We start from the raw sequence: 26,976 nt of genomic DNA on the forward strand, positions 1-26,976 counted from the left end.
ACCTTAACTGAACGGCATTACCGCCACATGGCGGGCTTTTTCATGGCCGCTCGCCGCGCACACATGAGAAGGGTGGTCGGTCCCTTCTCGTGACGTTACGTAACATCCGCGTGTTACGGCGGCAGAACACATGCAGCATCGTCGTCCGGATAAATTTTGTCCTTATAAATCAATGAGGTGGTTCGCGTGTGATGGCTGGCACGCAACCTGCTTTATATGTTGGAATCGTTGAAACAGGGAGGATGGCGTCAGATACCGGGGGTGCGCCGCGAGCGCCCGATCAACGGTATCGACGTCTTCGAATGCCGATGCGACAAGTGTCGGCACAACTGATGATGATCCGCGCCAGCGTGCGGATCCCGATGGCCCCGTCGCCTATCCTCGTAGGGCGACGGTTTCGCCCGCGCTTCTCTGAAGCGCGGGCTATTTTTTTGGCCGTCGTCTGGGGCCGTGCCGGCGCAGCCGGTACACGATTCGCGTATTCTCGGACTTTTCCAGATGAGGGGGTGGAATGGCGGAAGTTGCAGTCGTGGCGCTGATCGTGGCGAAGCCGGGCGCCGAGGAAAAGTTGCGCGTCCAGCTCGAAGGGATCGTCGAGCCGACCCGCAACGAAGCAGGCGCGCTGCAGTACGACCTGCATCGGGATCTGAAGGAGCCCGCGTGGTTCGTATTCATCGAGCGTTGGGAAAGCGAGGAGGCGCTTGCTGCCCATGCGCGTTCCGCGCACATTCTGGCTTATCGCGAAGCGGCCGCGGACTGGATCGAGCGTTCCGAAATCCGCGTGCTGTCGAAGCTCGTTTGAGCCGGGTGGAGCGACCGGACGTGTCCGGTCGCGGGGTGCGTCAGTGCGACGTGTTGGGGACGTCGAGGATCAGGATGATCGTCCAGTCGGCGTCGCCGTCGTGATGATACTGGCGCTCGGCGACGATGAACGGTTGCTGTTTGCCTTGCGGGCCGAGGAAGAGCACATCGCCCTCCATCGGCAGGCACTCGATCGGCGGCAGCGCGAGGAACGCGTCGGCCGAGCCGCGGGGCATCAGTTGCTTGATCTGGCGAGTGGCGGCTTCGGTCCACTCGATGTCGAGTTGAATGTTGCTCATGCTGTCCTCCGCACCGGGGTGCGCACGGGTGGAAAAATTCGGTGCGCGACTTTAGCACAGCGCACGCGCGCCGCAATCAAAAAAGCCGAACCCGGTTGCCCGGATTCGGCTTTTTCTTGTGCGGTACCGCCGAACTTACTGGCTGGCAGCGTCTGCGGCCTTGGCAGCCTTCTTGCCGGCCTTCTTCGCGGCAGCCTTGTGGTGAGCAGCCTTCTTGCCGTGGTGATGCTCTTCCTGCATCGCCGGCTGTGCGGCTTCGGCCGCTTGCTGCTGCTGCAGCGCCTGCGCGCGCTGCTCGATCTCGGAGATCTTGGCCGGATCGGTAATCGTCTTGATTTCCGTGCTCTCTTGCGCATACGCTGCGCCAGTCAGCGCCGACATCGCTACCAGGATAGCCAGGGACGTCTTCTTCATTGCTTTACCTCCGCTAAGTGGTGATGAACCCGAGTGTTGCCGTTTTGTCTGGCGACTGCAATCGAGTGCGTGTCGAGTGTAACAAAAGTGACGGATCAATGTGCATCGGATCGCGGCGGGACGCAAGGCCCCGTTGAAGTCGCGCAACACTTCGCACACTTCGTCACGCGCCTGCCATCGTCGTCGTCGCACTCATTCCCGCTCGGATTTCCCGCAGCCGTCAGTCAGAACCACCCGAGCCATCGATAGACGTGGAACTGCGCGATGCCGACCAGTTCATGCAGCGCCTGTTCGGCGTTGGCCAGGTTGCGCCAGCGCGGCAGCCAGCCCGTTTGCGCGCGCCGGCGGTTCGCATAAACGGGCTGCGGGTCGATCCCGAAGTGGCGGAAATCGAGCAATGCGCGACGCATCTGATATGACGAAGTGACGAGAATGCGCGCGTCGTCATGCTGTGAGCGTAGTATAGGAGCGGTGAATTTCGCGTTTTCGTAGGTTGTGCGGCTATCTGGTTCCAGAACGAGGTCCGCGGGAGCGACGCCTTCGGCGACGAGCTGGCGCCCGTAGACGGCCGCTTCGGTTTCTCCGTGATGCTGCGGGTCGCCGCCCGACATCACCACGGTGCAGTGTGCGGCCTGCTGCCGGCACGCGTGGTAGAGCGCCGCGACCTTGTGGATGCGGGCGGCTCCGTCAGGCGGGGGCTGCAGCCCGGCATCGGTGCGCCGTGTTCCGGCGCCGATGAGAATCAGTGTGGTCCGCCCATGCATGTCCGGGTGCTCGACAGGTACGACTCCCGCTTCGGTCCACGCGATCAGAGGGGCGGTGAGCCAGCCTGTCGCGAGCAGCCAGAGCAGCGCAACGGCGGCCATCGAGATGATTTGCCGCCGCTTGCGGCAGAGCATGAAACAGATGAAGAGAAGTACAAATGAATCGAACAGAATCAATTTGATTGGGGTATGGTGTCTTTTTATGGACGGCTGACGATCCGGCCCTGACGCGACGCCGAACGTCGGCCTCCAGAATCGGTGGCGGTATCGGCGGGCGGAGACCCCGCCCGGCGCGCCGCTTCGCATTGTCGCTGCACTTTAAGAAAGAATCGAGATGGCCACGTATTCCAACGAAGCGGTGCTCGACGCATTGAGACGAGTGCAGTACCGCCAGGTACCGTGGGCACGCCGCCCGGGCGTGTTCGAGTATCTCCGTTCGCTTGGGCTGATGGACACGGTCAGGCAGAAAACCGTCGCCCCTGCGCCGGGCTTTCACGCACCGGTCGACATTGCCGTGCTGACCGAAACCGGCCGAGCCGAGTTCTCGCGCCTCGAGCGCGACGAGAAATTACTTTCCTGGACCGATCGCCGCATGGCCGACTACGCATTGAGCGAAGCGAGTGCCGTGGCGATTCTCGAAAGCCGCCTGTAGCGGCCGATCATTTCTCCGCACCTATCGTCCGCGCGGCAGGCGATAAAAAAAGCCCGTATCGCGAGGATACGGGCGTACCGGATACTTTTGCTGTTGCCACGCTGTGCTCATGGCAACGTTGTGACTCGCCGCATGCGGCGCAGTTCCCGGCAGCGGGCATTTTCTTTGGTGAATCCTGACATCGGCAGGACTACGGATGACGCGGTACGTCCGACGGCTGCGAGCCGATGCGCGCTCGCGCATTGCTGGCGATGTCGCCGCGCAGGTCGCCACGCGGCACGGTCTGCCGGCCGGGCGGATTGGCGGAGGGTGGCTGGCGGAGCGTGTTCCGGTGATCCTGCTGGCGATGGGGCGGTTTCGCGCGATCGTCGGCGCGGGCTGGAGCGGACAACGCCAGGGAAATGACAATGCCGCATGCAACGAGCAGTGACATTGGTTTCATGGCGGGGCTCCCTTCAAGCCACGCGGCTTGTTGATATGTCGCTAAGGTAAGCGTGGGAGTGCAGGCTTGCTGTAAATATTGGTAAATAGATGTATCGCGCCACGACAACGGTAATCGACGGCACCGCAGGGGTCGCGAACAGATCGCGTCGCGGAAAGAAACCGGGCGGCCGAAGCCGCCCGATCGAGCATTCGTTACGCCATCTTGACGGGCGCGCGCCAGGATTCCGGATTGGTCCAGAAGGCGCCGCGCAGCCGGTCGCGGCTCGGCGGGGCGGGCGGCTTCGCAGCACTCGCGCCGATGCGCCCGCGCAGGGAGATCTGCCGGCCGCTCGTGCCGAGTCGCTTCACGATTTCGGCGAGCGTGCCGTCCGCCTGCCATTCGTCGAAGCGACGGCGGCAAGTCGGCGGTGACGGATAGCGGCCCGGCAGCTTCGACCAGCCTTCGCCCGTCGACAGCACCCACAGCACGGCGTTCACCACCGAGCGGGCTTCCACGCGGGGGCGGCCGCGCCGCTCACTCCGTGCGGGTTCCGAGCAAAACAGACCTTCGACCAGCGCCCACTCGTTATCTCTCAAATCGTCGAACAGCATCATGTCCTCACCTCAGCGAAGCTAACTCCGGTGCGCTGCCCTGCGCCGCGCACTCTTCAAGCACTCGATCGTCGAGTGCCGGGTGGGGGCGTCCGGTTGGCCGGCAGCGGCGTTTCTGCTCTTCCGTCCGACGAAACCTGCGCCCTGTGCGCCAGGTGATGCACGAAGCGTGCCATGTCGGAGGTAATTCCCTCGAGAGCCGCTTGGCAGCGAGCTAACGGCTAAGTCAGCTAGGGGCGTATAAGACGCCAAAATAACCCGCCAGCAAATCGGGACAATCACCAATCTTGTGCAGTTCGCCCGCACCGCGTGCGTTCGCATCGGTATTGCACCGCAGCGAAACATGGGGGCAGGTGCCTGATTCGCACATCGACGCCGGAATCGCGCATTAAAATCGCGCATCGATATCGACGATTGATGAGGTCGGGAAATGAACGTCACGCTGCGCCAGCTTCGCGTCTTCATCGAGGTCGCGCGGCTCAGGAGCTTCAGTCGCGCGGGCGACGAAATCGGGCTCACGCAGTCCGCGGTCAGCCGCTGCGTGCGCGAGCTCGAGGCCGAGCTCGGGTTGAAGCTGATCGACCGCACGACGCGCGACGTGCAGCTGACCGATGTCGGCGCGAACCTGATCGCGAGTGTGTCTCGTCTGCTCGACGATCTCGACGACACGCTGCGCGAGATTCGCGAAATCGGCGAGCAGCGCCGGGGTCGCGTGATTGTCGCGGCCAGCCCGACGATCGCATGCCGGCTGATGCCGCGCGTGGTTGCGTCGTGCGAGCGCCAGTTCCCGTTCGTGACGCTGGGCTTGCGCGACGACGTGCAGAGCGACGTGTTGCGCAAGGTGAAGTCGAGCGAGGTCGATTTCGGCGTCGTGATCGGGCCGCTCGCGGTTGGCGATCTCGTCTGCGAACCGCTGATGACCGATTCGTTCTGCCTTGTCGCGCGTGCCGACCATCCGCTCGCGGCGCGTGCCGAGGTGCCCTGGACGGCGCTGGACGGCGAGCGCCTCGTGCTCCTCGATCATGCGTCGGGAAGCCGGCCGCTGATCGATGCCGCACTGGCCGCCCACCGTGTCAACGCGACGGTCATGCAGGAGCTCGGGCATTCGGCGACCGTGTTCGGCCTCGTCGAGGCCGGCGTCGGTGTGAGTGTGCAGCCGTGGTTGTCGCTGCCGCTGCCGGCCGGCTCGACGCTCGTCGCGCGGCCGCTCACGCCGCGCACCGAACGCACGGTCGAGCTGGTGCGCCGCCGCGACAGGTCGTTGTCGCCTGCCGCTCAGGCGATCTGGGAGCTTGTGCGGCAGATGCCGGCGAGGGCGGAGGACCTCGACTGACGCGCACCGACGTGCGCCGGTCCGGGTTGGGGCCGGTACACTACGCGGATCGTGTTCCTCGATGGTGGTGCTCGATGGCGCATTCTGCAGATTCTCTTTCGGTGTCTGGCGCGCTGGCGGCGCGCGATGTGGTGCACGCGCTGCGTCCGTCGCTGATCCGGGAAGTGGCAAACGCAGGCTTCGGCGTGCCGGACATGCTGCCGTTCTGGTTCGGTGAATCCGATCGCGTGACGCCGGACTTCATCCGCGACGCCGCGACGGCGGCGCTGCGCGACGGCGAAACCTTCTACACGCACAACCTCGGTACCGCGCCGTTGCGCGACGCGATCGCGGCCTACGTCAGCGCCCGTCACGGTGCGACGGCGGCCGACACCGTGGCCGTGACGAGTTCGGGCGTGAGCGCGCTGATGCTGGCCGCGCAGTTGCTGGTCGGTTCGGGCGAGCGCGTCGTCGCGGTTACGCCGCTGTGGCCGAATCTCGTCGAGATTCCGAAGATTCTTGGGGCGCGGGTCGAATGCGTACCGCTCGGCTATGGCGAGACAGGCTGGCAGCTCGAGATCGGGCGGCTGCTTGCGGCGCTGACGCCCGATACGCGGATGCTGCTGATCAACTCGCCGAACAATCCGACCGGCTGGACGATGTCGCGTGACGACCAGCAGGCCGTGCTCGCCCATTGCCGCCGCCACGGCATCTGGCTGGTTGCCGACGAGGTGTACGAGCGGCTCGCGTTCGGTGCGGACGGCGCGCCGTCGTTCCTCGACATCGCGTCGCGCGACGAGCGGGTCGTTGTCGTGAATTCGTTTTCGAAAGCGTGGGCGATGACGGGCTGGCGCCTGGGATGGCTCATCGCGCCGGCAGCGGTGATGGGCGACCTGTCGAAGCTCGTCGAATACAACACGTCGTGCGCGCCGGGTTTCGTGCAGGCCGCGGGTGAGGTCGCGCTGCGCGATGGCGAGCCGTTCGTGCGGTCGTTCGTCGCGGCGCTGCGTGATGCGCGCGATCACCTGGTTGCCGCGCTGCGCACGCTGCCGGGCGTCGAGGTGCCGCCGCCGCCGGGCGCGATGTACCTGTTCCTGCGCCTGCCGGGCGCGGCCGACAGTCTGGCGTTCTGCAAGACGCTGGTGCGTGAAGCGGGGCTCGGCCTTGCGCCCGGGCGCGCATTCGGTCCGGAAGGCGAAGGGTTCGTGCGCTGGTGCTACGTATGCGATCCGGCACGACTCGACGCGGGCGTCGAGCGGCTGCGCAGCTTTCTCGCGCGCGGAGCGGCCACCCGTTGAAGCGGGGCCGGAGCGGATTCGGCGCGCTGGCGGCAGCCGGTTCGGCTCATCTTTACGCACCGGGCAATTTTGCGTAATATGGCGCTCAGTCACGCGGTTCCGTCGTTGAGCCGTGCTGTTCCGTCCGGTTTGGGCCTGGCCTGAAGTTGGTTCGCCGCCCCCGGTTCGTGCTCCCATCAATATGACCGATCAGAATCGGGCGAGCGCGTCTTCCGTTCCTTTCGTCTGTTTGTTGATCCGGTTCGTTTGACCACAGGGTCTGGCCTAGCTGCATGAATACCCAAGAGGCGAAGATCGTCCTCGAGACTGCTTTGATCTGCGCGCAGGAACCGCTGAAGCTCGGCGATTTGCGCAAGCTCTTTGCCGACGGCGTGTCGGCTGACACGGTCCGCACGTTGCTCGAAGATCTGAAACAGGATTGGTCCGGCCGCGGCGTCGAACTGGTGGCGCTGGCGACCGGATGGCGCTTCCAGAGCAAGCCGGCGATGCGTCACTATCTGGATCGCCTGCATCCCGAGAAGCCGCCGAAATATTCGCGTGCGGTGCTCGAGACGCTCGCGATCATCGCGTACCGGCAACCCGTCACGCGCGGCGACATCGAAGAGATTCGCGGTGTCACGGTCAATACGCAGGTGGTCAAGCAACTCGAGGATCGCGGCTGGATCGAAGTGATCGGTCATCGTGACGTGCCGGGGCGCCCGGCGCTGTATGCGACGACCAAGCAGTTTCTCGACGACCTCGGCCTGAAGGCGCTCGATGATCTGCCGGCGCTCGAAGAGCCGGCCGCGAACATCGAGGCTGCGCTGCTGGCGCAGCAGGCGATGGATTTCGACGGAGACATGTCGATTGCCGACGACGCAGCGGGCGACGCCCCGCAGGCAGACGAGGCATCGGCCGGCCAGCCGGCAGGAGTGCCGGGCGATTCCGCGGCGGACGTCGTGCCGACGCAGGAAATCGCGAGCCGCGATACGCTCGAGGCTGATCGCGGGCAAGCGGAACAATTGGAACAGGCTGGCGCCGAAGTAGTGCCGGCCGGTGTGCAGCCCGAGCCGCTGCGCGCGGATTGGAGCGAGGAAGATCGCAAGCCGGCCGCCGAAGCGGTTGCCGGAGACGGAACGGAAGCGGCCGGCGACATGCCCGGCGAGGCTGGCCAGGCCGACGCCTCCCGTTCCCGTCCCGCGGACGGCGAGATGCTGGACGACACGTCCGACAGTCTCGCCGATGCCGTACGAAGCGCCAGTGCACCCATCGGTGTCGACGCGCTGCCGGACGACGAAGCAGAACCCGAACAGCGTCGCGCCTGAACGCGGCCAACTTCTTGCCGCGCCCGCGCCGGGCGCGAGACCTGACATTTTGAGGTTGTTTTGACAGATATCCACGATATTGAATCGTCCGCGCCTGCCGTGCAGGCAGCGCGTGCCGACGATGCACCGGAGCAGGGCGCTCCGGCCGAGGGTGGCGACGAGCGTCCCCGCCGCGGTCTGCGGCGAGGCCCGCGCAGCCTGATCGCGCGACGTCGCGCGGCGGCCAAGTCGAAGGGCGCCGAAGGCGAGCCGCAGGGTGGCGAAGACGCTGACGCGCAGCCGGCCGAAGCCGTCGAAGCGCAGCAGCCGGCACGTGCGCCGCGCAAGGAAGGCGCGGCCAAGGGCGGTCGCAAGCCGGCCGGCAAGCGCGAAAGTGCGACCAAGGCCCAGGGCGGTCAGGGCCGTCGCGGCGGCGCATCGAAGGCTGAAGGTGGTGCGGCGAAGACGGAAGGCGATGCGTCCCAGGACGAACTGTTCGCCTACGTGACGTCGCCGGCATTCGACGCCGACAATTCCGCGGGTGGTAGCGGCGTGCGTGCGCCGATGCTGCGTCGCGGCCGCAATCAGCCGGCGAACAAGCGCGTGCTGTCGCCGGACGACGACGCGCCGAAGCTTCACAAGGTGCTGGCGGAAGCGGGCATGGGCTCGCGCCGTGAGATGGAAGAACTGATCGTCGCCGGCCGCGTGTCGGTGAACGGCGAGCCCGCACACATCGGCCAGCGCATCATGCCGACCGACCAGGTGCGGATCAACGGCAAACCGGTCAAGCGCAAGCTGCCGAACAAGCCGCCGCGGGTGCTGCTGTACCACAAGCCGACGGGCGAGATCGTCAGTCACGCGGATCCGGAAGGCCGTCCGTCGGTGTTCGACCGCCTGCCGCCGATGAAGACGGCGAAGTGGCTCGCGGTCGGCCGCCTCGACTTCAATACCGAAGGTCTGCTGATGCTGACGACTTCGGGTGACCTTGCAAACCGCTTCATGCATCCGCGCTACAGCGTCGAGCGCGAATACGCGGTGCGCGTCGTCGGCGAGCTGGCAGAAGGCATGCGTCAGAAGCTGCTGCATGGTGTCGAGCTCGATGACGGCCCGGCAAACTTCCTGCGCATCCGCGACGGCGGCGGCGAGGGTACGAACCACTGGTATCACGTCGCGCTGGCCGAAGGCCGCAACCGCGAAGTGCGCCGGATGTTCGAGGCGGTCGGCCTGATGGTGAGTCGCCTGATCCGCACCCGTCACGGCCCGATTCCGCTGCCGCGCGGCCTGAAGCGCGGCCGCTGGGAGGAGCTCGACGACACGCAGGTGCGCAAGCTGATGGCGACCGTCGGCCTGAAGGCGCCGTCCGAGGAGAAGGGCAAGCGCGGCGGTGCCGGCCAGGTCGAGCGTCGCCAGCCCGATCCGATGCAGACATCGATGGGCTTCATCAGCCGCGAGCCGGTGCTGACGGCGCACGGGCAGCTGGATCAGCCGCGTCGCGGCGGCGGTCGGCGCGGCGGGCCGGGTCTGCCGGGCCTGAGCGGCTACGGCAGCCTGCCGGTTGCGCCGTCGGGTTATGGCAATCGTGCCGGCGGCGGCCGCGATGGCAACCGCGCGGGCGGTGGTCGCGACGGCAATCGCACGGGTGGCGGCCGTGATGTCGACGGCAACCGCGCGTCGTACGGCGCAGGCCCCAAGCGCGAAGGCGCGGGCGCCAAGCGTGGCGGCAGCAAGGGCGGCGGCAATCGCAATCCGAACGGCAATCGGGCTGACGGCGCCGGCAACGGCGGCGGTCCGCGCGGCGGCGGCCAGCGTCAGCAGCGCAGTCGTACGCGCAGCCGCTAAACATATATTGGCGCACGGCGGCACAAGGCCGCCGGCGTGCCGGCCCGATCGGCATCCCGCCGATTTTTGCCGGCACGGCGTATTGCGCTGATGGCTTTCGACTATATATAGTCGCGTGCCGCTGCGTCGCAGCCGGCATGACCGATCTCCGGCCTGGCAGGATGGTGCCGGCTGATCGGATAACCCGATTTCGCATTTTTGGGTCGGTAAAGGCAGGCGACACGCTGCATTTACCGGCTGGCTTGGCGTTTGCGCCAAAAATCGCTATAATCGCGGAGTCGCTGGGCGTACGGATTCAATGTGCGGCTCAGGTGCGACCACCAGTAAGAAGATGGGCGTTCCGCCCATTTTTTTTTGCTGAAACGGTTAGGCATCTCGGGTAGCGCTTCCTGCGCCGGCTAAGGCGCGCGCCCGCGGGTGAATCGCGAGCGGCGGGCGCGAACACCTGAGAGGACACTGTGCAACTGACGGAACTGATAGAAACCACGGTCACCGGGCTCGGCTACGAGCTGGTGGATCTCGAGCGCACTGGGCGCGGCATGCTTTGCATCTATATCGATCAGCCTGCCGGCATCTCGCTCGAAGATTGCGAAAAGGTCACGCGTCAGCTCCAGCACGTCTTGACGGTCGAAAACATCGATTACGAACGGCTCGAAGTCTCGTCCCCGGGGCTCGACCGCCCGTTGAAGAAGCTGGCCGACTTCGAGCGCTTCGCCGGCAGCGAAGTTTCCGTGACCTTGAAAAAGCCGCTGGACGGGCGCAAGACGTACCGGGGCATTCTGCACGCGCCGAATGGCGAAACGATCGGTTTGGAATTTGAGAGGAAGAAGGGCGAGGCGGCCATGCTGGATTTCACGCTGGCCGATATCGACAAAGCCCGCCTGATTCCGCAAGTTGACTTTAGGAGCCGCAAATAATGAGTCGCGAAGTGTTGATGCTGGTGGATGCGCTGGCGCGCGAGAAAAACGTCGACAAGGATGTGGTGCTGGGCGCCCTCGAGGCTGCGCTCGCGTCCGCTTCCAAGAAGCTGTTCGACGAAGGCGCCGAAATCCGCGTCCATATCGATCGCGAAAGCGGCGAGCACGAAACCTTCCGTCGCTGGCTCGTCGTGCCCGACGAGGCAGGCTTGCAGGAGCCGGATCGCGAGATCCTGCTGTTCGAAGCACGTGAGCAGAAGCCCGACGTCGAAGTCGGCGAGTATGTCGAGGAACCCGTTCCGTCGATCGAGTTCGGTCGTATCGGCGCGCAGGCCGCGAAGCAGGTGATCCTGCAGAAGGTGCGCGACGCCGAACGCGAGCAGATCCTGAACGATTACCTCGAGCGTGGCGAAAAGATCATGACGGGTACGGTGAAGCGCCTCGACAAGGGCAACTTCATCGTCGAATCGGGCCGTGTCGAGGCGCTGCTGCGCCGCGATCAGCTGATCCCGAAGGAAAACCTGCGCGTGGGCGACCGCGTGCGTGCGTACATCGCGAAGGTCGACCGCACCGCGCGCGGCCCGCAGATCGAACTGTCGCGTACGGCGCCCGAGTTCCTGATGAAGCTGTTCGAGATGGAAGTGCCGGAAATCGAGCAGGGCCTGCTCGAGATCAAGGCGGCTGCCCGCGACCCGGGCGTGCGCGCGAAGATCGGCGTCATCGCGTACGACAAGCGGATCGATCCGATCGGCACTTGCGTCGGTATCCGCGGGTCCCGTGTGCAGGCCGTGCGCAACGAGCTCGGTGGCGAAAACATCGACATCGTGCTATGGTCGGAGGATCCCGCCCAGTTCGTGATCGGCGCGCTCGCGCCGGCAGCTGTCCAGTCGATTGTCGTCGATGAAGAAAAGCACTCGATGGACGTCGTCGTCGACGAGAACGAGCTGGCTGTCGCGATCGGCCGCAGCGGTCAGAACGTTCGTCTTGCTGGCGAACTGACCGGCTGGCAGATCAACATCATGACGCCGGACGAATCCGCCCTGAAGCAGGGTGAAGAACGCGACCGGCTGCGTGCGCTGTTCATGGCGCGTCTCGACGTCGACGAAGAAGTTGCCGACATCCTGATCGACGAAGGCTTCACGAGCCTCGAAGAGATCGCCTACGTGCCGCTCAACGAAATGCTCGAAATCGAAGCGTTCGACGAGGACACCGTGCACGAACTGCGCAACCGCGCACGCGACGCGCTGCTGACGATGGCCATCGCGAACGAAGAAAAGGTCGAGAACGCAGCGCTGGATCTCAAGAGCCTCGACGGCATCACGCCGGAGTTGCTCGCGAAGCTGGCCGAACACGGCGTGCAGACGCGCGACGATCTCGCCGAGCTGGCTGTAGATGAACTGGTCGACCTGACCGGAATGGAAGAGGATGCCGCTAAGGCGTTGATCATGAAAGCACGTGAACATTGGTTCCAGTGAGAAATGACCATGGCGCACTGATTTGATGGCGGCCGTATGGCCTGACCCGATGCTAACCGCAAGGAATCGGTCCTTGCACTAAGAGGAATGAATGGCGAGTAACAACGTAGCCCAATTTGCCGCGGAACTGAAAATGCCTGCTGGTGTGCTGCTCGAACAGCTGCAGGCAGCGGGCGTCCAGAAAGCGAGTGAAGACGATGCGCTGTCCGAAACGGACAAGGCGCGTCTGCTCGATCATTTGCGCAAGTCGCACGGCGCAACCGACGGCGACAAGCGCAAGATCACGCTGACCCGCAAGCATACGTCGGAGATCAAGCAATCTGACGCGACGGGCAAGGCTCGCACCATTCAGGTCGAGGTCCGCAAGAAGCGTACGTTCGTCAAGCGCGACGACGTGGCCGAAGGTGCGGAACAGGGTCAGGCGCAGGTCGCCGAAGCGGACGACGATGCAGAACTGAAGCGTCGCGAGGAAGAAGCGCGCCGCGAGGCCGAGCTGCTCGAGAAGCAGGCGCAGGAACTGCGCGAGCGTCAGGAGCGCCTCGAGCGCGAGGAAGCGGAACGTCGTGCCCGCGAGGAAGCGGCCGAAGCCGAGCGCCGTCGCGCCGAGGAAGAAGCGGCGGCGAAGCGTGCCGCGGCCGAAGCTGCGGCGGCACAGCAGCAGGCAGCCGCGCAGCAGGCTGCTGCAGCCGAACAGGAAGCGGAGACTCCGCAATCGACGCAGTCCGCGCAGGACGAAGCGCGCGCAGCCGCCGAACGTGCGGCGCAGCGCGAAGCGGCGAAGAAGGCTGAAGACGCTGCCCGCGAGGCAGCGGACAAGGCGCGCGCCGAGCAGGAAGAGATCAGCAAGCGCCGTGCGGCGGCAGAAGCCGAAGCGCGTGCGATTCGCGAGATGATGAACACGCCGCGCAAGGCCGTCGTCAAGGCAGTCGAGCCGCCGAAGCCGGTCGAGCCGCCGAAGCCGGCCGAAGCGAAGGGCACGCTGCACAAGCCGGCAAAGCCGGAAGGCGCGCAGGCGCGTCCGGCCGTGAAGAAGCCGGCCGGTGCGGCACCGGCAACGACGCAGGCGCCGGCAGGCGCGGGCGACCGCAACAAGAAGCCGGGCGCAGGCAAGGGCGGCTGGCAGGACGACGCGTCGAAGCGTCGTGGCATCAAGACGCGCGGCGATTCGAGCGGCGGCGTCGACCGCGGCTGGCGCGGCGGCCCGAAGGGCCGTGGCCGTCACCAGGACAGTGCATCGTCCTTCCAGGCGCCGACCGAGCCGATCGTCCGTGAAGTGCACGTGCCGGAAACCGTGTCGGTTGCCGATCTCGCGCACAAGATGTCGATCAAGGCCTCCGAAGTCATCAAGGTGATGATGAAGATGGGCCAGATGGTCACGATCAACCAGGTGCTGGACCAGGAAACGGCGATGATCGTCGTCGAGGAACTGGGCCACCGCGCGGTTGCCGCGAAGCTGGACGATCCGGAAGCGCTGCTCGTCGAAGGCGAAACCGGTACCGACGCAGAGCAACTGCCGCGTCCGCCGGTCGTCACGGTGATGGGTCACGTCGACCACGGCAAGACCTCGCTGCTCGACCACATCCGCCGCGCGAAGGTTGCCGCAGGCGAAGCGGGCGGCATTACGCAGCACATCGGCGCGTATCACGTCGATACGCCGCGTGGCGTCATCACGTTCCTCGATACGCCGGGTCACGAAGCGTTCACGGCAATGCGTGCACGCGGCGCGAAGGCGACCGACATCGTGGTGCTGGTGGTGGCAGCCGACGACGGCGTGATGCCGCAGACGAAGGAAGCCATTGCCCACGCGAAGGCGGGTGGCGTGCCGATCGTCGTCGCGATCAACAAGATCGACAAGCCGGAAGCGAACCCCGATCGCGTCAAGCAGGAACTGGTCGCGGAAGGCGTCGTGCCGGAAGAATACGGTGGCGATTCGCCGTTCGTGCCGGTGTCGGCAAAGACGGGCGCGGGCATCGACGATCTGCTCGAGAACGTGCTGCTGCAAGCCGAAGTGCTGGAGCTGAAGGCACCGGTCGAAGCGCCGGCCAAGGGTATCGTGATCGAGGCGAAGCTCGACAAGGGCAAGGGCCCGGTCGCGACGATCCTCGTGCAGTCCGGTACGCTGAACCGCGGCGACATCGTGCTGGCGGGTACGGCCTACGGCCGTGTGCGCGCGATGCTCGACGAGAACGGCAAGCCGACGAAGGAAGCCGGCCCGTCGATCCCGGTCGAAATCCAGGGTCTGTCGGAAGTGCCGGGCGCAGGCGAGGAAGTGATCGTGCTGCCGGACGAGCGCAAGGCGCGTGAAATCGCATTGTTCCGTCAGGGCAAGTTCCGCGACGTGAAGCTGGCGAAGCAGCAGGCCGCGAAGCTGGAAAGCATGCTCGAGCAGATGGGCGAAGGCGAAGTGCAGAACCTGCCGCTCATCATCAAGGCGGACGTGCAGGGCTCGCAGGAAGCGCTCGTGCAGTCGCTGCTCAAGCTGTCGACCGACGAAGTGCGCGTGCAGATCGTGCACAGCGCGGTGGGTGGCATCAGCGAAAACGACGTCAACCTCGCAACGGCATCGAAGGCTGTCATCATCGGCTTCAACACGCGTGCGGATGCACAGGCGCGCAAGCTGGCCGAAGCGAACGGCATCGACATCCGCTACTACAACATCATCTACGACGCAGTGGATGAGGTGAAGGCGGCAATGTCGGGCATGCTGGCGCCGGAGAAGCGCGAAGTCGTCACCGGCATGGTCGAGGTGCGCCAGGTGTTCAAGGTGCCGAAGGTCGGCACGGTCGCCGGCTGTATGGTCACGGACGGTATCGTCAAGCGCTCGTCGTCGGTTCGCGTGCTGCGCAACAACGTCGTGATCTTCACGGGCGAACTCGAATCGCTGAAGCGCTTCAAGGACGACGTGAAGGAAGTGAAGCAAGGCTTCGAGTGCGGTATGTCGGTGAAGAACTTCAACGACGTCATCGAAGGCGACCAGTTCGAAGTCTTCGAAGTGACCGAAGTCGCGCGTACGCTGTAATCCTCGCGCATCGGCTCATGGGCGGGGCAGGCTTGGGCCTGTCCCGCCCATTTTCATGGTGGCGCGCCAACACTGGCCGCCGCTTCATCCTGATAAACGGATCACGGATCGATCATGTCCAGGAAACGTACTTCCCCCAATCGCAACGTGCAGATCGCTGACCAGATTCAGCGCGATCTGTCCGAACTCATCATGCGCGAGGTCAAAGACCCGCGCGTCGGCATCGTGACCATCCAGAGCGTCGAACTCACGCCGGATTATGCGCACGCGAAGGTCTACTTCACCGCGTTGACCGGCGATCCGGCCAAGACGCAGGAAGCGCTGAACCACGCGTCGGGTCACTTGCACAACCTGTTGTTCAAGCGCCTGCACATCCATACGGTGCCGACGCTGCATTTCCACTACGACCAGACGATCGAGAAGGCCGTGGAAATGTCACGCCTGATCAAGGAAGCGAATTCGACGCGCGCGAAGGATGACGACGAGGCCGACGCGGCTACCAAGGACGACTGAGCTCGACCGGCCTATGACGACTGCAGCATCCCAACGTCCGCGCGTGCCCCGGCGCGTGCTGGACGGCGTCCTCCTGCTCGACAAGCCGGTCGGCCTTTCGAGCAACGATGCACTGATTCGCGCGAAGCGCCTGCTGCTCGCGAAGAAAGCCGGTCACACCGGTACGCTCGATCCCCTGGCTTCGGGTTTGCTGCCGCTGTGTTTCGGCGAGGCGACGAAGTTCTCGCAGGATCTGCTCGAAGCGGACAAGACCTACGAAGCGACGATGCGTCTCGGCCAGCGTACGGCTACCGGCGACGCGGAAGGCGAGGTGATCGACACGCGCCCCGTCGAATGCGACCGTGCGGCGGTGGAAGCCGCGCTGGTGCGCTTCACCGGCGAGATCGTGCAGGTGCCGCCGATGTATTCGGCGCTCAAGCGCGATGGCAAGCCGCTGTACGAATATGCGCGCGCGGGGCAAACCGTCGAGCGCGAGGGCCGCAACGTGACGATCCTCGCCCTCGACCTGCTCGCGTGCGACCTGCCTGACGTGACGTTTCGCGTGACCTGCACCAAGGGCACTTACGTGCGCACGCTGGCAGAGGATATCGGCGAGGCGCTCGGTTGCGGCGCGCATCTGACGATGCTGCGGCGCACGGGCGTCGGTGCGCTGACGCTCGAGCATGCGGTAACGCTCGATGCGCTGTCCGATGCCGACGAAGCGGCGCGTGATGCGTGGCTCCAGCCGGTCGATGCGTTGCTGTCGACGTTTCCGCTGGTTCGTCTCGATGAAACCAGTGCGAAGCGGTTCCTGCACGGCCAGCGTTTGCCGCTGTCGTCGCTCGACCCGATCGATGCGGCCGAAGGCGGGCGCGTGCGCGTCTACGACGCGACTCGCCTGCTCGGCGTGGCCCGCAAGGCAAACGGCGTACTGGCGCCGGAGCGGCTCGTCGTCACGGCAGCCTGACGCAGCCGCGCGAACGCGCACCCGTCGGAATGAAAAAGCCCCGCTTCACGAAGCGGGGCTTTTTGTTTGCGTCCAGGCAGCGTGTTCAGTGTGCAGCCGATGCCGCGGCACCTGCATCGCCACCGCCCGAGCGCTCGGGCTTCGTGATCCAGATCAGCCCGATCAGCAACACGAAGATCGCCGCCGAGATGTAGAACAGGTCGTTCACGCCGAGCTGCGCGGCCTGCTGCGTGGCCAGGTTGTTGATCAGCCCGTGTGCCTGGTCCCGCGTCAGCCCGAGGTTGCCCATCTGCGTGACGGCCTGGTTGAACGTCGGGTTGTAGACGTTCGCCTGCTCGACCAGTTGCGCGTGATGGAAGTTGTTGCGATGGTCCCAGGCCGTCTGGAAGATCGACGTGCCGATGCCGCCGCACATGATCCGCACGAAGTTCGACAGGCCCGATGCCGCGGGAATGCGGTGGCCGGGCAGGCCCGACAGCGTGATCGATACCAGCGGGATGAAGAAGCCGGCCATCGCGATGCCCTGTACGAGCGTCGGCAGCGTCAGCGACCATTCGTCGACCCCGGTCGTGTAGCGCGACCGCATCCAGAAGCACAGCGCAAACGTCAGGAACGACGCCGTCGAGATAAAGCGCGGATCGGTGCGCGGCAGGTACTTCCCGGTGAGGGGCGACAGCAGGATCGCGAACAGCCCGACCGGCGCCATCACGAGACCGGCGTCGGTCGCCGTGTAGCCGATCTGCGTCTGCAGCCACAGCGGCAACAGCACGAGGTTGCCGAAGTACAGGCCGTACCCGATCGACAGCGCGACGGTGCCGCCGGTGAAGTTCCGCATGCGGAACAGCGACAGGTCGACGACCGGGTGCTCGGCAGTCAGTTCCCAGATGACGAAGAACGCGAACGCGATGACCGCGGTCAGCGCGAGCACGATGATGGTCGTCGACGCGAACCAGTCGAGATCCTTGCCCTTGTCGAGCATGATCTGCAGCGAGCCGACCCAGACGACCAGCAGCGCGAGGCCCACACCGTCGATCGGGGCGCGGCGCACGGCCGATTCCCGATTGCGGTAGATCGCCCACGTCGCGGCGGCGGCGGCGATGCCGACCGGGATGTTGACGTAGAAGATCCACGGCCACGAGTAGTTGTCCGAGATCCAGCCGCCGAGGATCGGGCCGGCAACGGGCGCGATCAGCGTCGTCATCGCCCATAGCGCGAGCGCCATCGGCGCCTTGGCGCGCGGATAACTCGACAGCAGGAGCGCTTGCGACAGCGGAATCATCGGGCCTGCCACCGCGCCTTGCAGCACGCGCGATGCAAGCAGGAACGGCAGGTTGGGTGAAAGCCCGCACATCCACGACGAAATCACGAACAGGATGATCGACGCGAGGAACAGGCGAACCTGCCCGAAGCGGTCGGTCAGCCAGCCGGTGAGCGGCACGGAGATCGCGTTCGCGACTGCGAACGACGTGATGACCCACGTGCCCTGGTCGGACGACACGCCGAGGTCGCCCGAGATGGTCGGGATCGCGACGTTCGCGATGGACGTGTCGAGCACGTTCATGAACACCGCGAGCGATACCGCGATCGTCCCGATCACGAGCTGCCCGCCCTGCAAGGGCGGGTGAGAGACAGGTGCCTGTGCCATGTCGGTTGTCTTTCCGGAGTCGGAACGGTTACATCATCTTCGCGACGGCGTTCGACTTCGCCGCAGCCGGCGCCGGTGCGTTGCCGCCGGCATTCTCGGCGACGATGCGGGCGATTTCTGCGTCGGCTTCATCGCCGTACTTCGCGAACACGTTGGTCTCGTAGACGGTGTTCGGTGCGTTCACGAGCTGGTCGCCGCGTTCGTCCTTGATGTCCACGTCGACCTGCATCGACAGGCCGATGCGCAGCGGGTGCTTGTCGAGATCCTTCGGATCGAGTTCGATCCGCACCGGCAGGCGCTGCACGACCTTGATCCAGTTACCCGTCGCGTTCTGCGCCGGCAGCAGCGAAAACGCCGAGCCCGTACCTGCCGAGAAGCCGACCACCTTGCCGTGGTAGACCGCCGACGAGCCATAGATGTCGGCCGTCAGTTCGACCGGCTGGCCGATGCGCATGTGCTTGAGCTGGACTTCCTTGAAGTTCGCATCGACCCACACCGCGTTCAGCGGCACCACCGACATCAGCGGCGTGCCCGGCGACACGCGCTGGCCGACCTGCACGGAGCGCTTCGCGACATAGCCGGTGACCGGTGCGGGCAGCACGTTACGCGCGTTCGCCAGGTACGCGTCGCGAACCTTCGCGGCTGCGGCCATCACGTTCGGATGCGATGCGATCGTCGTGTTTGCGGTCAGCGCGCGGTTCGACGCGAGTTGCTGCTGCGAGGCGTCGAGCGATGCCTGGGCGGCGCGCACGGCGTCGCGTGCGTGCGAGATTTCTTCCTGCGACACGGCGCCCGTCTGCGCGACGGCCATGCGGCGACGGAGGTCGTCCTCGGCCTTCGACAGGTCGGACTGGCGCAGCGCGACTTGCGCGCGATACTGGTCGTCGTTGACGAACAGGCCGCGCACCTGGCGCACCGTCTGCGCGAGGTTGGCTTCGGCCTGCTGCAGCGCGACCTGCGAGTCGGCCGGGTCGAGCACGACGAGCGGATCGCCGGCCTTCACCGTCTGCGTGTCGTCGGCCTTCACCGCGATCACGGTGCCGGTGACCTGCGGCGTGATCTGCACGACGTTGCCGTTCACGTACGCGTCGTCGGTCCCTTCATGGAAGCGGGCGACGAGGAAGTAGTACAGGCCATACGCGATGGCCGCGATCACGATGACCGCGACGAGCAGCGTCATCATCCGTTTGCGCTTGCCGTTGTTCTGCGGCTGCGCGCTGGCGGCGTTTTGTTGGTCGCTCATGGCGATTTTCTCCGTCCGTTATTTCGAGTGTCTGCGTAGTGGTGGCGCCGGATCAGTTGGCGGCCTGTTTTGTCGGCTTGTCGGCGTCGGGCGCGGCAAGCGGCGTGCCGGTCGCGTCGAACCCGCCGCCCAGCGCCTTGATCAGGGCAAGCTGCATGTCGCGCCGGCGCATCTTCAGGTTGGTCACCGTCTGCTCCGATGCGAGGCGGTTGCTGTCCGCGGTCAGCACCTGCAGCTGCGGCGACAGGCCGGCCTTGTAGCGGATGACCGCGAGGTCGTATGCGCGCGTCGATGCGTCGAGGGCACGTTGCGCATCGCCCATCTGGCGATCGACTGCGCGGATCGACGCGACCTGCGTCGCGACGTCGTTCAGCGCGCTGATCAGCGTCTGGTTGTAGTTCGCCACCGACAGGTCGAAGTCCGCGTAGCGGCCCTTGAGCTGCGCGCGCAGCGCGCCGGCGTCGAAAATCGGCAGGTGGATCGCCGGGCCGAACTGCGCCTGGCGGCTCGCGAAGTTCAGGAATTTGCCCCAGCCGAACGCATCGAAGCCGAAACCGGCCGCAAGGTTTACGTCGGGGTAGAACTCGGCCTTCGCTTCCTTCACGTCGTGCATCGCGGCTTCGACCTGCCAGCGCGCGGCGACGATGTCGGGGCGGCGCGAGACGAGATCGGCCGGCAGGTTGCCGGGCAGTGCGACTTCGCCGCTCGGGTTCATCACGGGCGCCGCGATCTGCAGCCCGCGATCCGGGCCCTTGCCGAGCAGTGCCGCGAGCTGGTAGCGCACCGTCGTGATCTGCCCATCGAGATCGGACAGCGAAGCCTGGGTCGTCGCGATATTGCCGCGGGCCGTCTGGCGTTCGACGTTGGTGTCGAGGCCGGCCGATACGCGGCCGTCGGTGATCTTGCCGACCGTCTCGCGGTTGGTGATCTCGCGTTGGGCGATATCGCGCAGCGCATAGAGCTGCGCGAGCGAGTTGTAGGTGCGTGCGACCGACGACGCGAGCGTGATGCGTGCCTGCTGCATGTCGGCTTCGGCCGCCTTTTCCTGCGACACGGCAGTGTGCAGGCGCTCGCGGTTCTTGCCCCACAGGTCGAGTTCCCACGACGCGCTCGCGAGCGCGTTGTTCTCGCTGTACCACTGGCCGCCGTACGGCGGCGGGAACAGCGCGTTCGACGAATACAGCTCACGCGTCCACGAATAGCTGGCTTCCGCCTTGGGCATCAGGTTCGAGCGCGACGATTCGATGTACGACGACGCCTTTGCGATGCGCGCCTGTGCCTGCGCGATCGACGGATTGCCCTGCAGGGCTTCGTCGATCAGCTTCGGCAGTTGCGGATCGCCGAACTGGCTGGCCCAGTCGAGCGCCGGCCACTGGCCGCCCTGGGCCGGCAGGCTCTGGGCGGATTCGAATTGCGACGCGGGGGCGATCTGCTTGTCGCTCTTGATGCCGATGTAGTTCGCGCAGCCCGCCAGCGCCAGTGCGGCGACCGCGACGGCGACGGCGGTGCGGCACGACCCGGCGCGCACGGACAACGGGGAGGATTTCATCGCGCTGATCCCTGACTCGGAATGAATGATGGACACTGCAAGGATTTCCTTACATTAATCTGTCAAAAGTAATTGTTATGGCAACTATTACGTGATGCTGCCGCCGGCGGTCTCGCAATAGTTGCTGAGAATGCGGCGCAGCATGCTCTTCAGGAACCCGACTTCTTCCGGCGTGAACCCGTCCAGCACCTGGTCGAGCACGCTGCGGAAAATCGGCGGCAGCCGTTCGGCGAGCGCACGGCCTTCGTCGGTCAGCTCGAGGCGCACGACACGTCGATCCTCGATGCTGCGGACACGGGACAGCAGGCCGCGTTTTTCGACCCGGTCGAGCAGGCGCGTGACTGCGCTCGCGTCGATCCCGTACTCGCGGGCAAGCTCGGCGGCCGTCGAGCACTTGCCGACCGCGATCATGAACAGCATGCTCGCCTGCGTGCCCGTGATGCCGAGCTCTTCCTGCGTGCGTTGCGTGACGAGGTTGGTCATCACCGACTTCACGCGCGACATCAGATAACCGACGCTGTCGTTCATCTGATACGTGGACAGCGGCGAAACGGGGGATGAGGTAGAAGAATCCGACATAAAACCCTGAAGCTGCAATAGTTGACTAGGCAGCAGTATAGGCACAGTTGTTTGCCGCGGCAAATGTTAATCGAACGGCAACGGGCGCGCTTTGCGTCGCAAAAATCCCTCATATCAATAAGGTTTTTGTGCCCGACGGCGACATGGGCTTCGACAGATTGGCGCGTTCGAGGGGAGGGTGTGTTGGCCAGCCTGCTGCGTTGCAACGTGCCGGTCGGTTGCCGACATTCTCACGTGCTATAATTTGTGGCTTTCCAAGCTGCAATGCGCGCGCCCGTGAAAAACGAGCGGGCGCTTTTGCGCGTTCAAACGATTTCCAGGTTTCTATGACCCGCGCCCTTCGCAATATCGCCATCATCGCCCACGTCGACCACGGCAAGACCACGCTCGTCGACCAACTGCTCCGCCAGTCCGGCACCTTCCGCGAGAACCAGCAGATTGCGGAGCGGGTGATGGACTCGAACGACATCGAAAAGGAGCGCGGGATCACGATTCTCGCGAAGAACTGCGCGGTCGAGTACGAAGGCACGCACATCAACATCGTCGACACGCCGGGGCACGCGGACTTCGGCGGCGAGGTGGAGCGCGTGCTGTCGATGGTCGACTCGGTGCTGCTGCTCGTCGACGCGGTCGAGGGCCCGATGCCGCAGACGCGCTTCGTCACGAAGAAGGCGCTGGCGCTCGGCCTGAAGCCGATCGTCATCGTCAACAAGATCGACCGTCCGGGTGCGCGGATCGACTGGGTCATCAACCAGACCTTCGACCTGTTCGACAAGCTTGGCGCAACCGAAGAGCAGCTCGATTTTCCGATCGTCTACGCATCGGGCCTGAACGGCTATGCGTCGCTCGACCCGGCTGCGCGCGAAGGCGACATGCGCCCGCTGTTCGAGGCAGTCCTCGAGCACGTGCCGGTCCGTCCGGCGGATCCGGACGCGCCGCTGCAACTGCAGATCACGTCGCTCGACTATTCGACGTACGTCGGCCGGATCGGCGTCGGCCGCATCACGCGCGGTCGCATCAAGCCGGGTCAGCCGGTCGCGATGCGCTTCGGCCCGGAAGGCGAAGTGCTGAACCGCAAGATCAACCAGGTGCTGTCGTTTACGGGCCTCGAGCGCGTGCAGGTCGAATCGGCCGAAGCGGGCGACATCGTGCTGATCAACGGTATTGAAGACGTCGGTATCGGCGCAACGATCTGCGCGGTCGATACGCCGGAAGCGCTGCCGATGATCACCGTCGACGAGCCGACGCTGACGATGAACTTCCTCGTCAATTCGTCGCCGCTCGCCGGCCGCGAAGGCAAGTTCGTGACGAGCCGCCAGATCCGCGACCGCCTGATGAAGGAACTGAACCACAACGTCGCGCTGCGCGTGAAGGACACCGGCGACGAAACGGTGTTCGAAGTGTCGGGCCGCGGCGAACTGCACCTGACGATTCTCGTCGAGAACATGCGCCGTGAAGGCTATGAGCTGGCCGTGTCGCGTCCGCGCGTCGTGATGCAGGAAATCGACGGCGTGCGTCACGAGCCGTACGAGCTGCTGACCGTCGACGTCGAGGACGAGCACCAGGGTGGCGTGATGGAAGAGCTCGGCCGCCGCAAGGGCGAGATGCTCGACATGGCATCGGACGGCCGTGGTCGCACGCGTCTGGAGTACAAGATCTCGGCGCGTGGCCTGATCGGCTTCCAGAGCGAATTCCTGACGCTCACGCGCGGCACGGGCCTGATGAGCCACATCTTCGACTCGTACGCACCGGTCAAGGACGGCTCGGTGTTCGAGCGCCGCAACGGCGTGCTGATCTCGCAGGACGACGGCGCAGCGGTCGCCTACGCACTGTGGAAGCTGCAGGATCGCGGCCGCATGTTCGTGAAGCCGGGCGATGCGCTCTATGAGGGTATGATCATCGGCATCCACAGCCGCGACAACGACCTCGTCGTGAACCCGATCAAGGGCAAGCAGCTGACCAACGTGCGTGCGTCGGGCACCGACGAAGCCGTGCGCCTGGTGCCGCCGGTCCAGATGTCGCTCGAGTACGCGGTCGAATTCATCGACGACGACGAACTCGTCGAAGTGACGCCGCAGTCGATCCGCCTGCGCAAGCGCTTCCTGAAGGAGCACGAGCGTCGCCGCGCGAGCCGCGAAGGCGCGGTCGACTAAGCATCGATCGTTCCCGTGCAGAACGAAAAAGGCCGCCTTCGGGGTGGCCTTTTTTGCATCTGAACGATGTGCAACCGGGTGCGCTGCAAAACACTGTTCCCGCGGGTCGTGGCAATCCGGCAAAACCCCGTCGCGCGGTGCTTTCAGGCACATTTCGCCGTGAACTCCGGTATCGGTTCTGTGATATGCTGCGCGCACGCAAGTTTTAGGTCCTTCCAAGCAAGACTTGATTCGCAATCCGCTAAACGGTCAGGCCGTGTCGCGGAAGGTTGAGTAACCCGCTATTTCTCGAGAAGCTCGAAGAAAGGTGAGCGTAAAATGTCAGATGTAATGAAGCAGTTTCAGCTGAACTCCTATCTGTTCGGCGGCAATGCTTCGTACGTTGAAGAACTGTACGATGCATACCTCAACAATCCGGCATCGGTGCCGGAGAACTGGCGAGAGTATTTCGACGCGCTGCAGAACGTGCCTGCAACGGACGGCTCGAATGCCAATGACGTCGCTCATTTCCCGATCGTCGAATCGTTCGCCGAGCGTGCGAAGGCCAATGCCTTCATCCCGCGCGAAAGCAGCACCAACCTTGCTGCAGCGCGCAAGCAAGTGCACGTGCAGTCCCTCATCAGCGCTTATCGCTTCCTCGGCTCGCAATGGGCCAATCTCGATCCCCTGAAGCGTCGCGAACGTCCCGCCATTCCCGAACTCGAACCCGCGTTCTACGATTTCTCCGAAGGCGACCTCGACCAGACGTACAGCGCAAGCAACCTGTATTTCGGTTTCGACCAGGCTTCGCTGCGCGACATCGTCAAGGGCCTGCGTGACACGTACTGCGGCACGATCGGCGCCGAGTACATGTACATCAGCGACCCGGAACAGAAACGCTGGTGGCAGGAGCGTCTGGAATCGACCCGCGCGACGCCGAACTTCTCGGCTGACGAGAAGAAGCACATCCTGAATCGCCTGACGGCCGCCGAAGGCCTCGAGCGTTACCTGCATACCAAGTACGTCGGCCAGAAGCGCTTCTCGCTCGAAGGCGGCGAAAGCTTCATCGCGGCGATGGACGAAGTCGTCCAGCACGCGGGCAAGCGCGGCGTGCAGGAAATCATCATCGGCATGGCGCACCGCGGCCGTCTGAACGTGCTGGTCAACACGCTGGGCAAGATGCCGGCCGACCTGTTCGCCGAATTCGAAGGCAAGCACGTTGACGACCTGCCGGCAGGTGACGTGAAGTACCACAAGGGCTTCTCGTCGGACGTGTCGACGGAAGGCGGCCCGGTCCACCTGTCGCTCGCGTTCAACCCGTCGCACCTCGAAATCGTGAACCCGGTGGTCGAAGGTTCCGCGAAGGCGCGGATGGACCGTCGCGGCGACGAAGACGGCCTGCAAGTGCTGCCGGTGCAGATCCACGGCGACGCGGCCTTCGCTGGCCAGGGCGTCGTGATGGAAACGCTGAACCTCGCGCAGACGCGCGGTTACGGCACGCACGGCACGCTGCACATCGTCATCAACAACCAGATTGGCTTCACGACGTCCGACCCGCGCGACGCGCGCTCGACGCTGTACTGTACCGACGTCGTCAAGATGATCGAGGCGCCGGTACTGCACGTAAACGGCGACGATCCGGAAGCCGTGATCCTCGCGACGCAGATCGCGATCGACTACCGGATGCAGTTCCACAAGGATGTCGTGATCGACATTGTCTGCTTCCGCAAGCTGGGTCACAACGAGCAGGACACGCCGGCGGTCACGCAGCCGCTGATGTACAAGAAGATCGCACAGCACCCGGGTACCCGTGCGCTGTACGCCGAGAAGCTCGTGCAGCAGGGCGTGATCACCGCGGAAGACGCCGACAACTACGTGAAGGCGTACCGCAAGGCGATGGACGACGGTCACCACACGGTCGATCCGGTCCTGTCGAACTACAAGAGCAAGTACGCGGTCGACTGGGTTCCGTTCCTGAACCGCAAGTGGACGGATGCAGCCGACACGGCCGTGCCGCTCGCCGAACTGAAGCGCCTGGGCGAACGCATCACGACGGTCCCGGAAAACTTCAAGGTTCACCCGCTCGTCGAGCGCGTGATCAACGACCGCCGCAACATGGCGCGTGGCGACCAGCCGCTCGACTGGGGCATGGGTGAACACCTCGCGTTCGCGTCGCTCGTCGCATCGGGCTACTCGGTGCGCCTGACGGGCCAGGACTCGGGCCGCGGCACGTTCACGCACCGTCACGCGGTGCTGCACGACCAGAACCGCGAGCGCTGGAACGACGGCACGTACGTGCCGCTGCAGAACATCGCCGACGGTCAGGCGAAGTTCACGGTGATCGACTCGGTGCTGTCGGAAGAAGCGGTGCTGGGCTTCGAATACGGTTACTCGACCGCCGAGCCGAACACGCTCGTGCTGTGGGAAGCCCAGTTCGGCGACTTCGTCAACGGTGCGCAGGTCGTGATCGACCAGTTCATCTCGTCGGGCGAAGTGAAGTGGGGTCGCGTGTCGGGTCTGACGATGCTGCTGCCGCACGGCTACGAAGGCCAGGGTCCGGAACACTCGTCGACGCGTATCGAGCGTTTCCTGCAGCTGTGTGCCGATCACAACATGCAGGTCGTTCAACCGACGACGCCGGCGCAGATTTTCCACCTGCTGCGTCGCCAGATGATCCGCCTGTTCCGCAAGCCGCTGATCGTCGCAACGCCGAAGTCGCTGCTGCGCCACAAGGAAGCCGTGTCGGACCTGTCGGAGCTCGCGAAGGGTTCGTTCCAGCCGGTGCTGGGCGAAACCGACGGCGGCATCGACGCGAAGAAGGTCAAGCGCGTGCTGGTGTGCTCGGGCCGCGTGTATTACGACCTCGTCGCACATCGCCGCGAAGCGAAGGCGAACGACGTCGCGATCATCCGTATCGAGCAGCTGTATCCGTTCGCGCACAAGCAGTTCGAAGCCGAAATCAAGAAGTACGAGAACGCGACTGAAGTGGTCTGGGTGCAGGACGAGCCGCAGAACCAGGGCCCCTGGTTCTACGTCGAGCACCACCTGAAGGAAGGCATGAAGGAAGGGCAGAAGCTGGCATACAGCGGCCGTCCGGCTTCGGCCTCGCCGGCGGTTGGCTACTACGCGAAGCACTACGAGCAGCAGAAGGCCCTCATCGAAGGTGCATTCGGCCGCCTGAAGAGCGCATCGATCGCGAAATAACCGACGGAAGCGAAACGGGAAGGCGCAGCGCGCTTTCCCGTCTCCTTTGGCCCGCCG

The 26,976-nt window shown here is 64.8% G+C and carries 21 protein-coding genes and 1 pseudogene; 13 read left to right on the plus strand and 9 right to left on the minus strand.

The annotated features are described in order from the left end of the window. Positions 1-511 precede the first annotated feature (511 nt). The gene (locus VK92_RS17155) at positions 512-802 is read left to right on the plus strand and encodes a putative quinol monooxygenase (protein WP_048020766.1); all 291 of its coding nucleotides are present in this window, start codon (positions 512-514) and stop codon (positions 800-802) included. Between the two features lie 40 nt (positions 803-842). On the opposite strand, the gene VK92_RS17160 is transcribed toward VK92_RS17155, so the two are convergent. The 3 genes from VK92_RS17160 to VK92_RS17170 form a co-directional block, all read right to left on the minus strand. Next, positions 843-1,100 (minus strand): hypothetical protein, encoded by a 258-nt coding sequence (locus VK92_RS17160; RefSeq protein WP_021162409.1) that lies wholly within the window; start codon positions 1,098-1,100, stop codon positions 843-845. 135 nt (positions 1,101-1,235) lie between these two features. After that, entirely contained in the window at positions 1,236-1,514 is a 279-nt protein-coding gene (locus VK92_RS17165) for a hypothetical protein (protein WP_011351789.1), read from the minus strand. 224 nt (positions 1,515-1,738) lie between these two features. Further along, positions 1,739-2,455 carry a YdcF family protein gene (locus tag VK92_RS17170; protein ID WP_021162408.1) on the minus strand — a complete coding sequence of 239 codons (717 nt, stop codon included), beginning with the start codon at positions 2,453-2,455 and terminating at the stop codon, positions 1,739-1,741. A gap of 157 nt (positions 2,456-2,612) precedes the next feature. On the opposite strand from VK92_RS17170, the gene VK92_RS17175 reads away from it, so the two are divergent. Continuing rightward, positions 2,613-2,930 (plus strand): hypothetical protein, encoded by a 318-nt coding sequence (locus tag VK92_RS17175; protein WP_048020764.1) that lies wholly within the window; start codon positions 2,613-2,615, stop codon positions 2,928-2,930. A gap of 190 nt (positions 2,931-3,120) precedes the next feature. Here VK92_RS17175 and VK92_RS42965 read toward each other — a convergent pair whose 3' ends face one another. Together VK92_RS42965 and VK92_RS17185 are read right to left on the minus strand one after the other, a co-directional pair. Continuing rightward, positions 3,121-3,372, minus strand: coding sequence for a hypothetical protein (locus VK92_RS42965; protein WP_060050496.1), 252 nt, complete (start codon positions 3,370-3,372; stop codon positions 3,121-3,123). Between the two features lie 197 nt (positions 3,373-3,569). Next, a pseudogene (locus VK92_RS17185) lies at positions 3,570-3,965 on the minus strand (transposase); the annotation flags it as partial. 430 nt (positions 3,966-4,395) lie between these two features. On the opposite strand from VK92_RS17185, the gene VK92_RS17190 reads away from it, so the two are divergent. From VK92_RS17190 to truB, 9 genes are all read left to right on the plus strand, one after another. Continuing rightward, positions 4,396-5,298 (plus strand): LysR family transcriptional regulator, encoded by a 903-nt coding sequence (locus tag VK92_RS17190; protein ID WP_021162406.1) that lies wholly within the window; start codon positions 4,396-4,398, stop codon positions 5,296-5,298. Positions 5,299-5,372: 74 nt separating this feature from the next. Next, positions 5,373-6,575 (plus strand): pyridoxal phosphate-dependent aminotransferase, encoded by a 1,203-nt coding sequence (locus VK92_RS17195; RefSeq protein ID WP_048020762.1) that lies wholly within the window; start codon positions 5,373-5,375, stop codon positions 6,573-6,575. A 272-nt stretch (positions 6,576-6,847) separates the two neighbouring features. Next, the gene (gene scpB, locus VK92_RS17200) at positions 6,848-7,879 is read left to right on the plus strand and encodes an SMC-Scp complex subunit ScpB (protein WP_048020761.1); all 1,032 of its coding nucleotides are present in this window, start codon (positions 6,848-6,850) and stop codon (positions 7,877-7,879) included. Positions 7,880-7,939: 60 nt separating this feature from the next. Beyond that, positions 7,940-9,697: a 23S rRNA pseudouridine(2605) synthase RluB gene (gene rluB / locus VK92_RS17205; protein ID WP_048020759.1), complete on the plus strand. Its 1,758-nt coding sequence runs from the start codon at positions 7,940-7,942 to the stop codon at positions 9,695-9,697. A 458-nt stretch (positions 9,698-10,155) separates the two neighbouring features. Then, positions 10,156-10,614 (plus strand): ribosome maturation factor RimP, encoded by a 459-nt coding sequence (gene rimP, locus VK92_RS17210; protein WP_014897219.1) that lies wholly within the window; start codon positions 10,156-10,158, stop codon positions 10,612-10,614. Then, positions 10,614-12,089 (plus strand): transcription termination factor NusA, encoded by a 1,476-nt coding sequence (nusA, locus tag VK92_RS17215; RefSeq protein ID WP_048020756.1) that lies wholly within the window; start codon positions 10,614-10,616, stop codon positions 12,087-12,089. The genes rimP and nusA overlap by 1 nt, the downstream gene beginning before the upstream one ends. Positions 12,090-12,180: 91 nt before the next feature. Beyond that, entirely contained in the window at positions 12,181-15,108 is a 2,928-nt protein-coding gene (gene infB, locus VK92_RS17220; protein WP_021162403.1) for a translation initiation factor IF-2, read from the plus strand. 114 nt (positions 15,109-15,222) lie between these two features. After that, entirely contained in the window at positions 15,223-15,621 is a 399-nt protein-coding gene (gene rbfA / locus VK92_RS17225; RefSeq protein WP_048020754.1) for a 30S ribosome-binding factor RbfA, read from the plus strand. A 13-nt stretch (positions 15,622-15,634) separates the two neighbouring features. Beyond that, positions 15,635-16,567 carry a tRNA pseudouridine(55) synthase TruB gene (truB, locus tag VK92_RS17230; RefSeq protein WP_021162401.1) on the plus strand — a complete coding sequence of 311 codons (933 nt, stop codon included), beginning with the start codon at positions 15,635-15,637 and terminating at the stop codon, positions 16,565-16,567. 85 nt (positions 16,568-16,652) lie between these two features. On the opposite strand, the gene VK92_RS17235 is transcribed toward truB, so the two are convergent. The 4 genes from VK92_RS17235 to VK92_RS17250 all read right to left on the minus strand — a co-directional run bounded on the left by VK92_RS17235 (position 16,653) and on the right by VK92_RS17250 (position 21,583). Next, complete coding sequence (locus tag VK92_RS17235; RefSeq protein WP_021162400.1) at positions 16,653-18,212, minus strand: DHA2 family efflux MFS transporter permease subunit; 1,560 nt, start codon at positions 18,210-18,212, stop codon at positions 16,653-16,655. A gap of 28 nt (positions 18,213-18,240) precedes the next feature. Continuing rightward, positions 18,241-19,455, minus strand: a complete 1,215-nt coding sequence (locus VK92_RS17240) for an HlyD family secretion protein (RefSeq protein WP_021162399.1) — start codon at positions 19,453-19,455, stop codon at positions 18,241-18,243. A 52-nt stretch (positions 19,456-19,507) separates the two neighbouring features. Continuing rightward, positions 19,508-21,004 carry an efflux transporter outer membrane subunit gene (locus tag VK92_RS17245; RefSeq protein WP_048020751.1) on the minus strand — a complete coding sequence of 499 codons (1,497 nt, stop codon included), beginning with the start codon at positions 21,002-21,004 and terminating at the stop codon, positions 19,508-19,510. Between the two features lie 87 nt (positions 21,005-21,091). Continuing rightward, positions 21,092-21,583, minus strand: a complete 492-nt coding sequence (locus tag VK92_RS17250) for a MarR family winged helix-turn-helix transcriptional regulator (RefSeq protein ID WP_048020750.1) — start codon at positions 21,581-21,583, stop codon at positions 21,092-21,094. Positions 21,584-21,909: 326 nt separating this feature from the next. Between VK92_RS17250 and typA the strand changes: the two genes are divergently transcribed. After that, positions 21,910-23,736, plus strand: coding sequence for a translational GTPase TypA (gene typA, locus VK92_RS17255; RefSeq protein WP_021162397.1), 1,827 nt, complete (start codon positions 21,910-21,912; stop codon positions 23,734-23,736). A gap of 318 nt (positions 23,737-24,054) precedes the next feature. Further along, positions 24,055-26,919 (plus strand): 2-oxoglutarate dehydrogenase E1 component, encoded by a 2,865-nt coding sequence (locus VK92_RS17260; RefSeq protein ID WP_021162396.1) that lies wholly within the window; start codon positions 24,055-24,057, stop codon positions 26,917-26,919. Positions 26,920-26,976: the final 57 nt, after the last annotated feature.

This window comes from Burkholderia sp. LK4 (assembly GCF_001043615.1).
Taxonomy (GTDB): Bacteria; Pseudomonadota; Gammaproteobacteria; order Burkholderiales; family Burkholderiaceae; genus Burkholderia; species Burkholderia cepacia.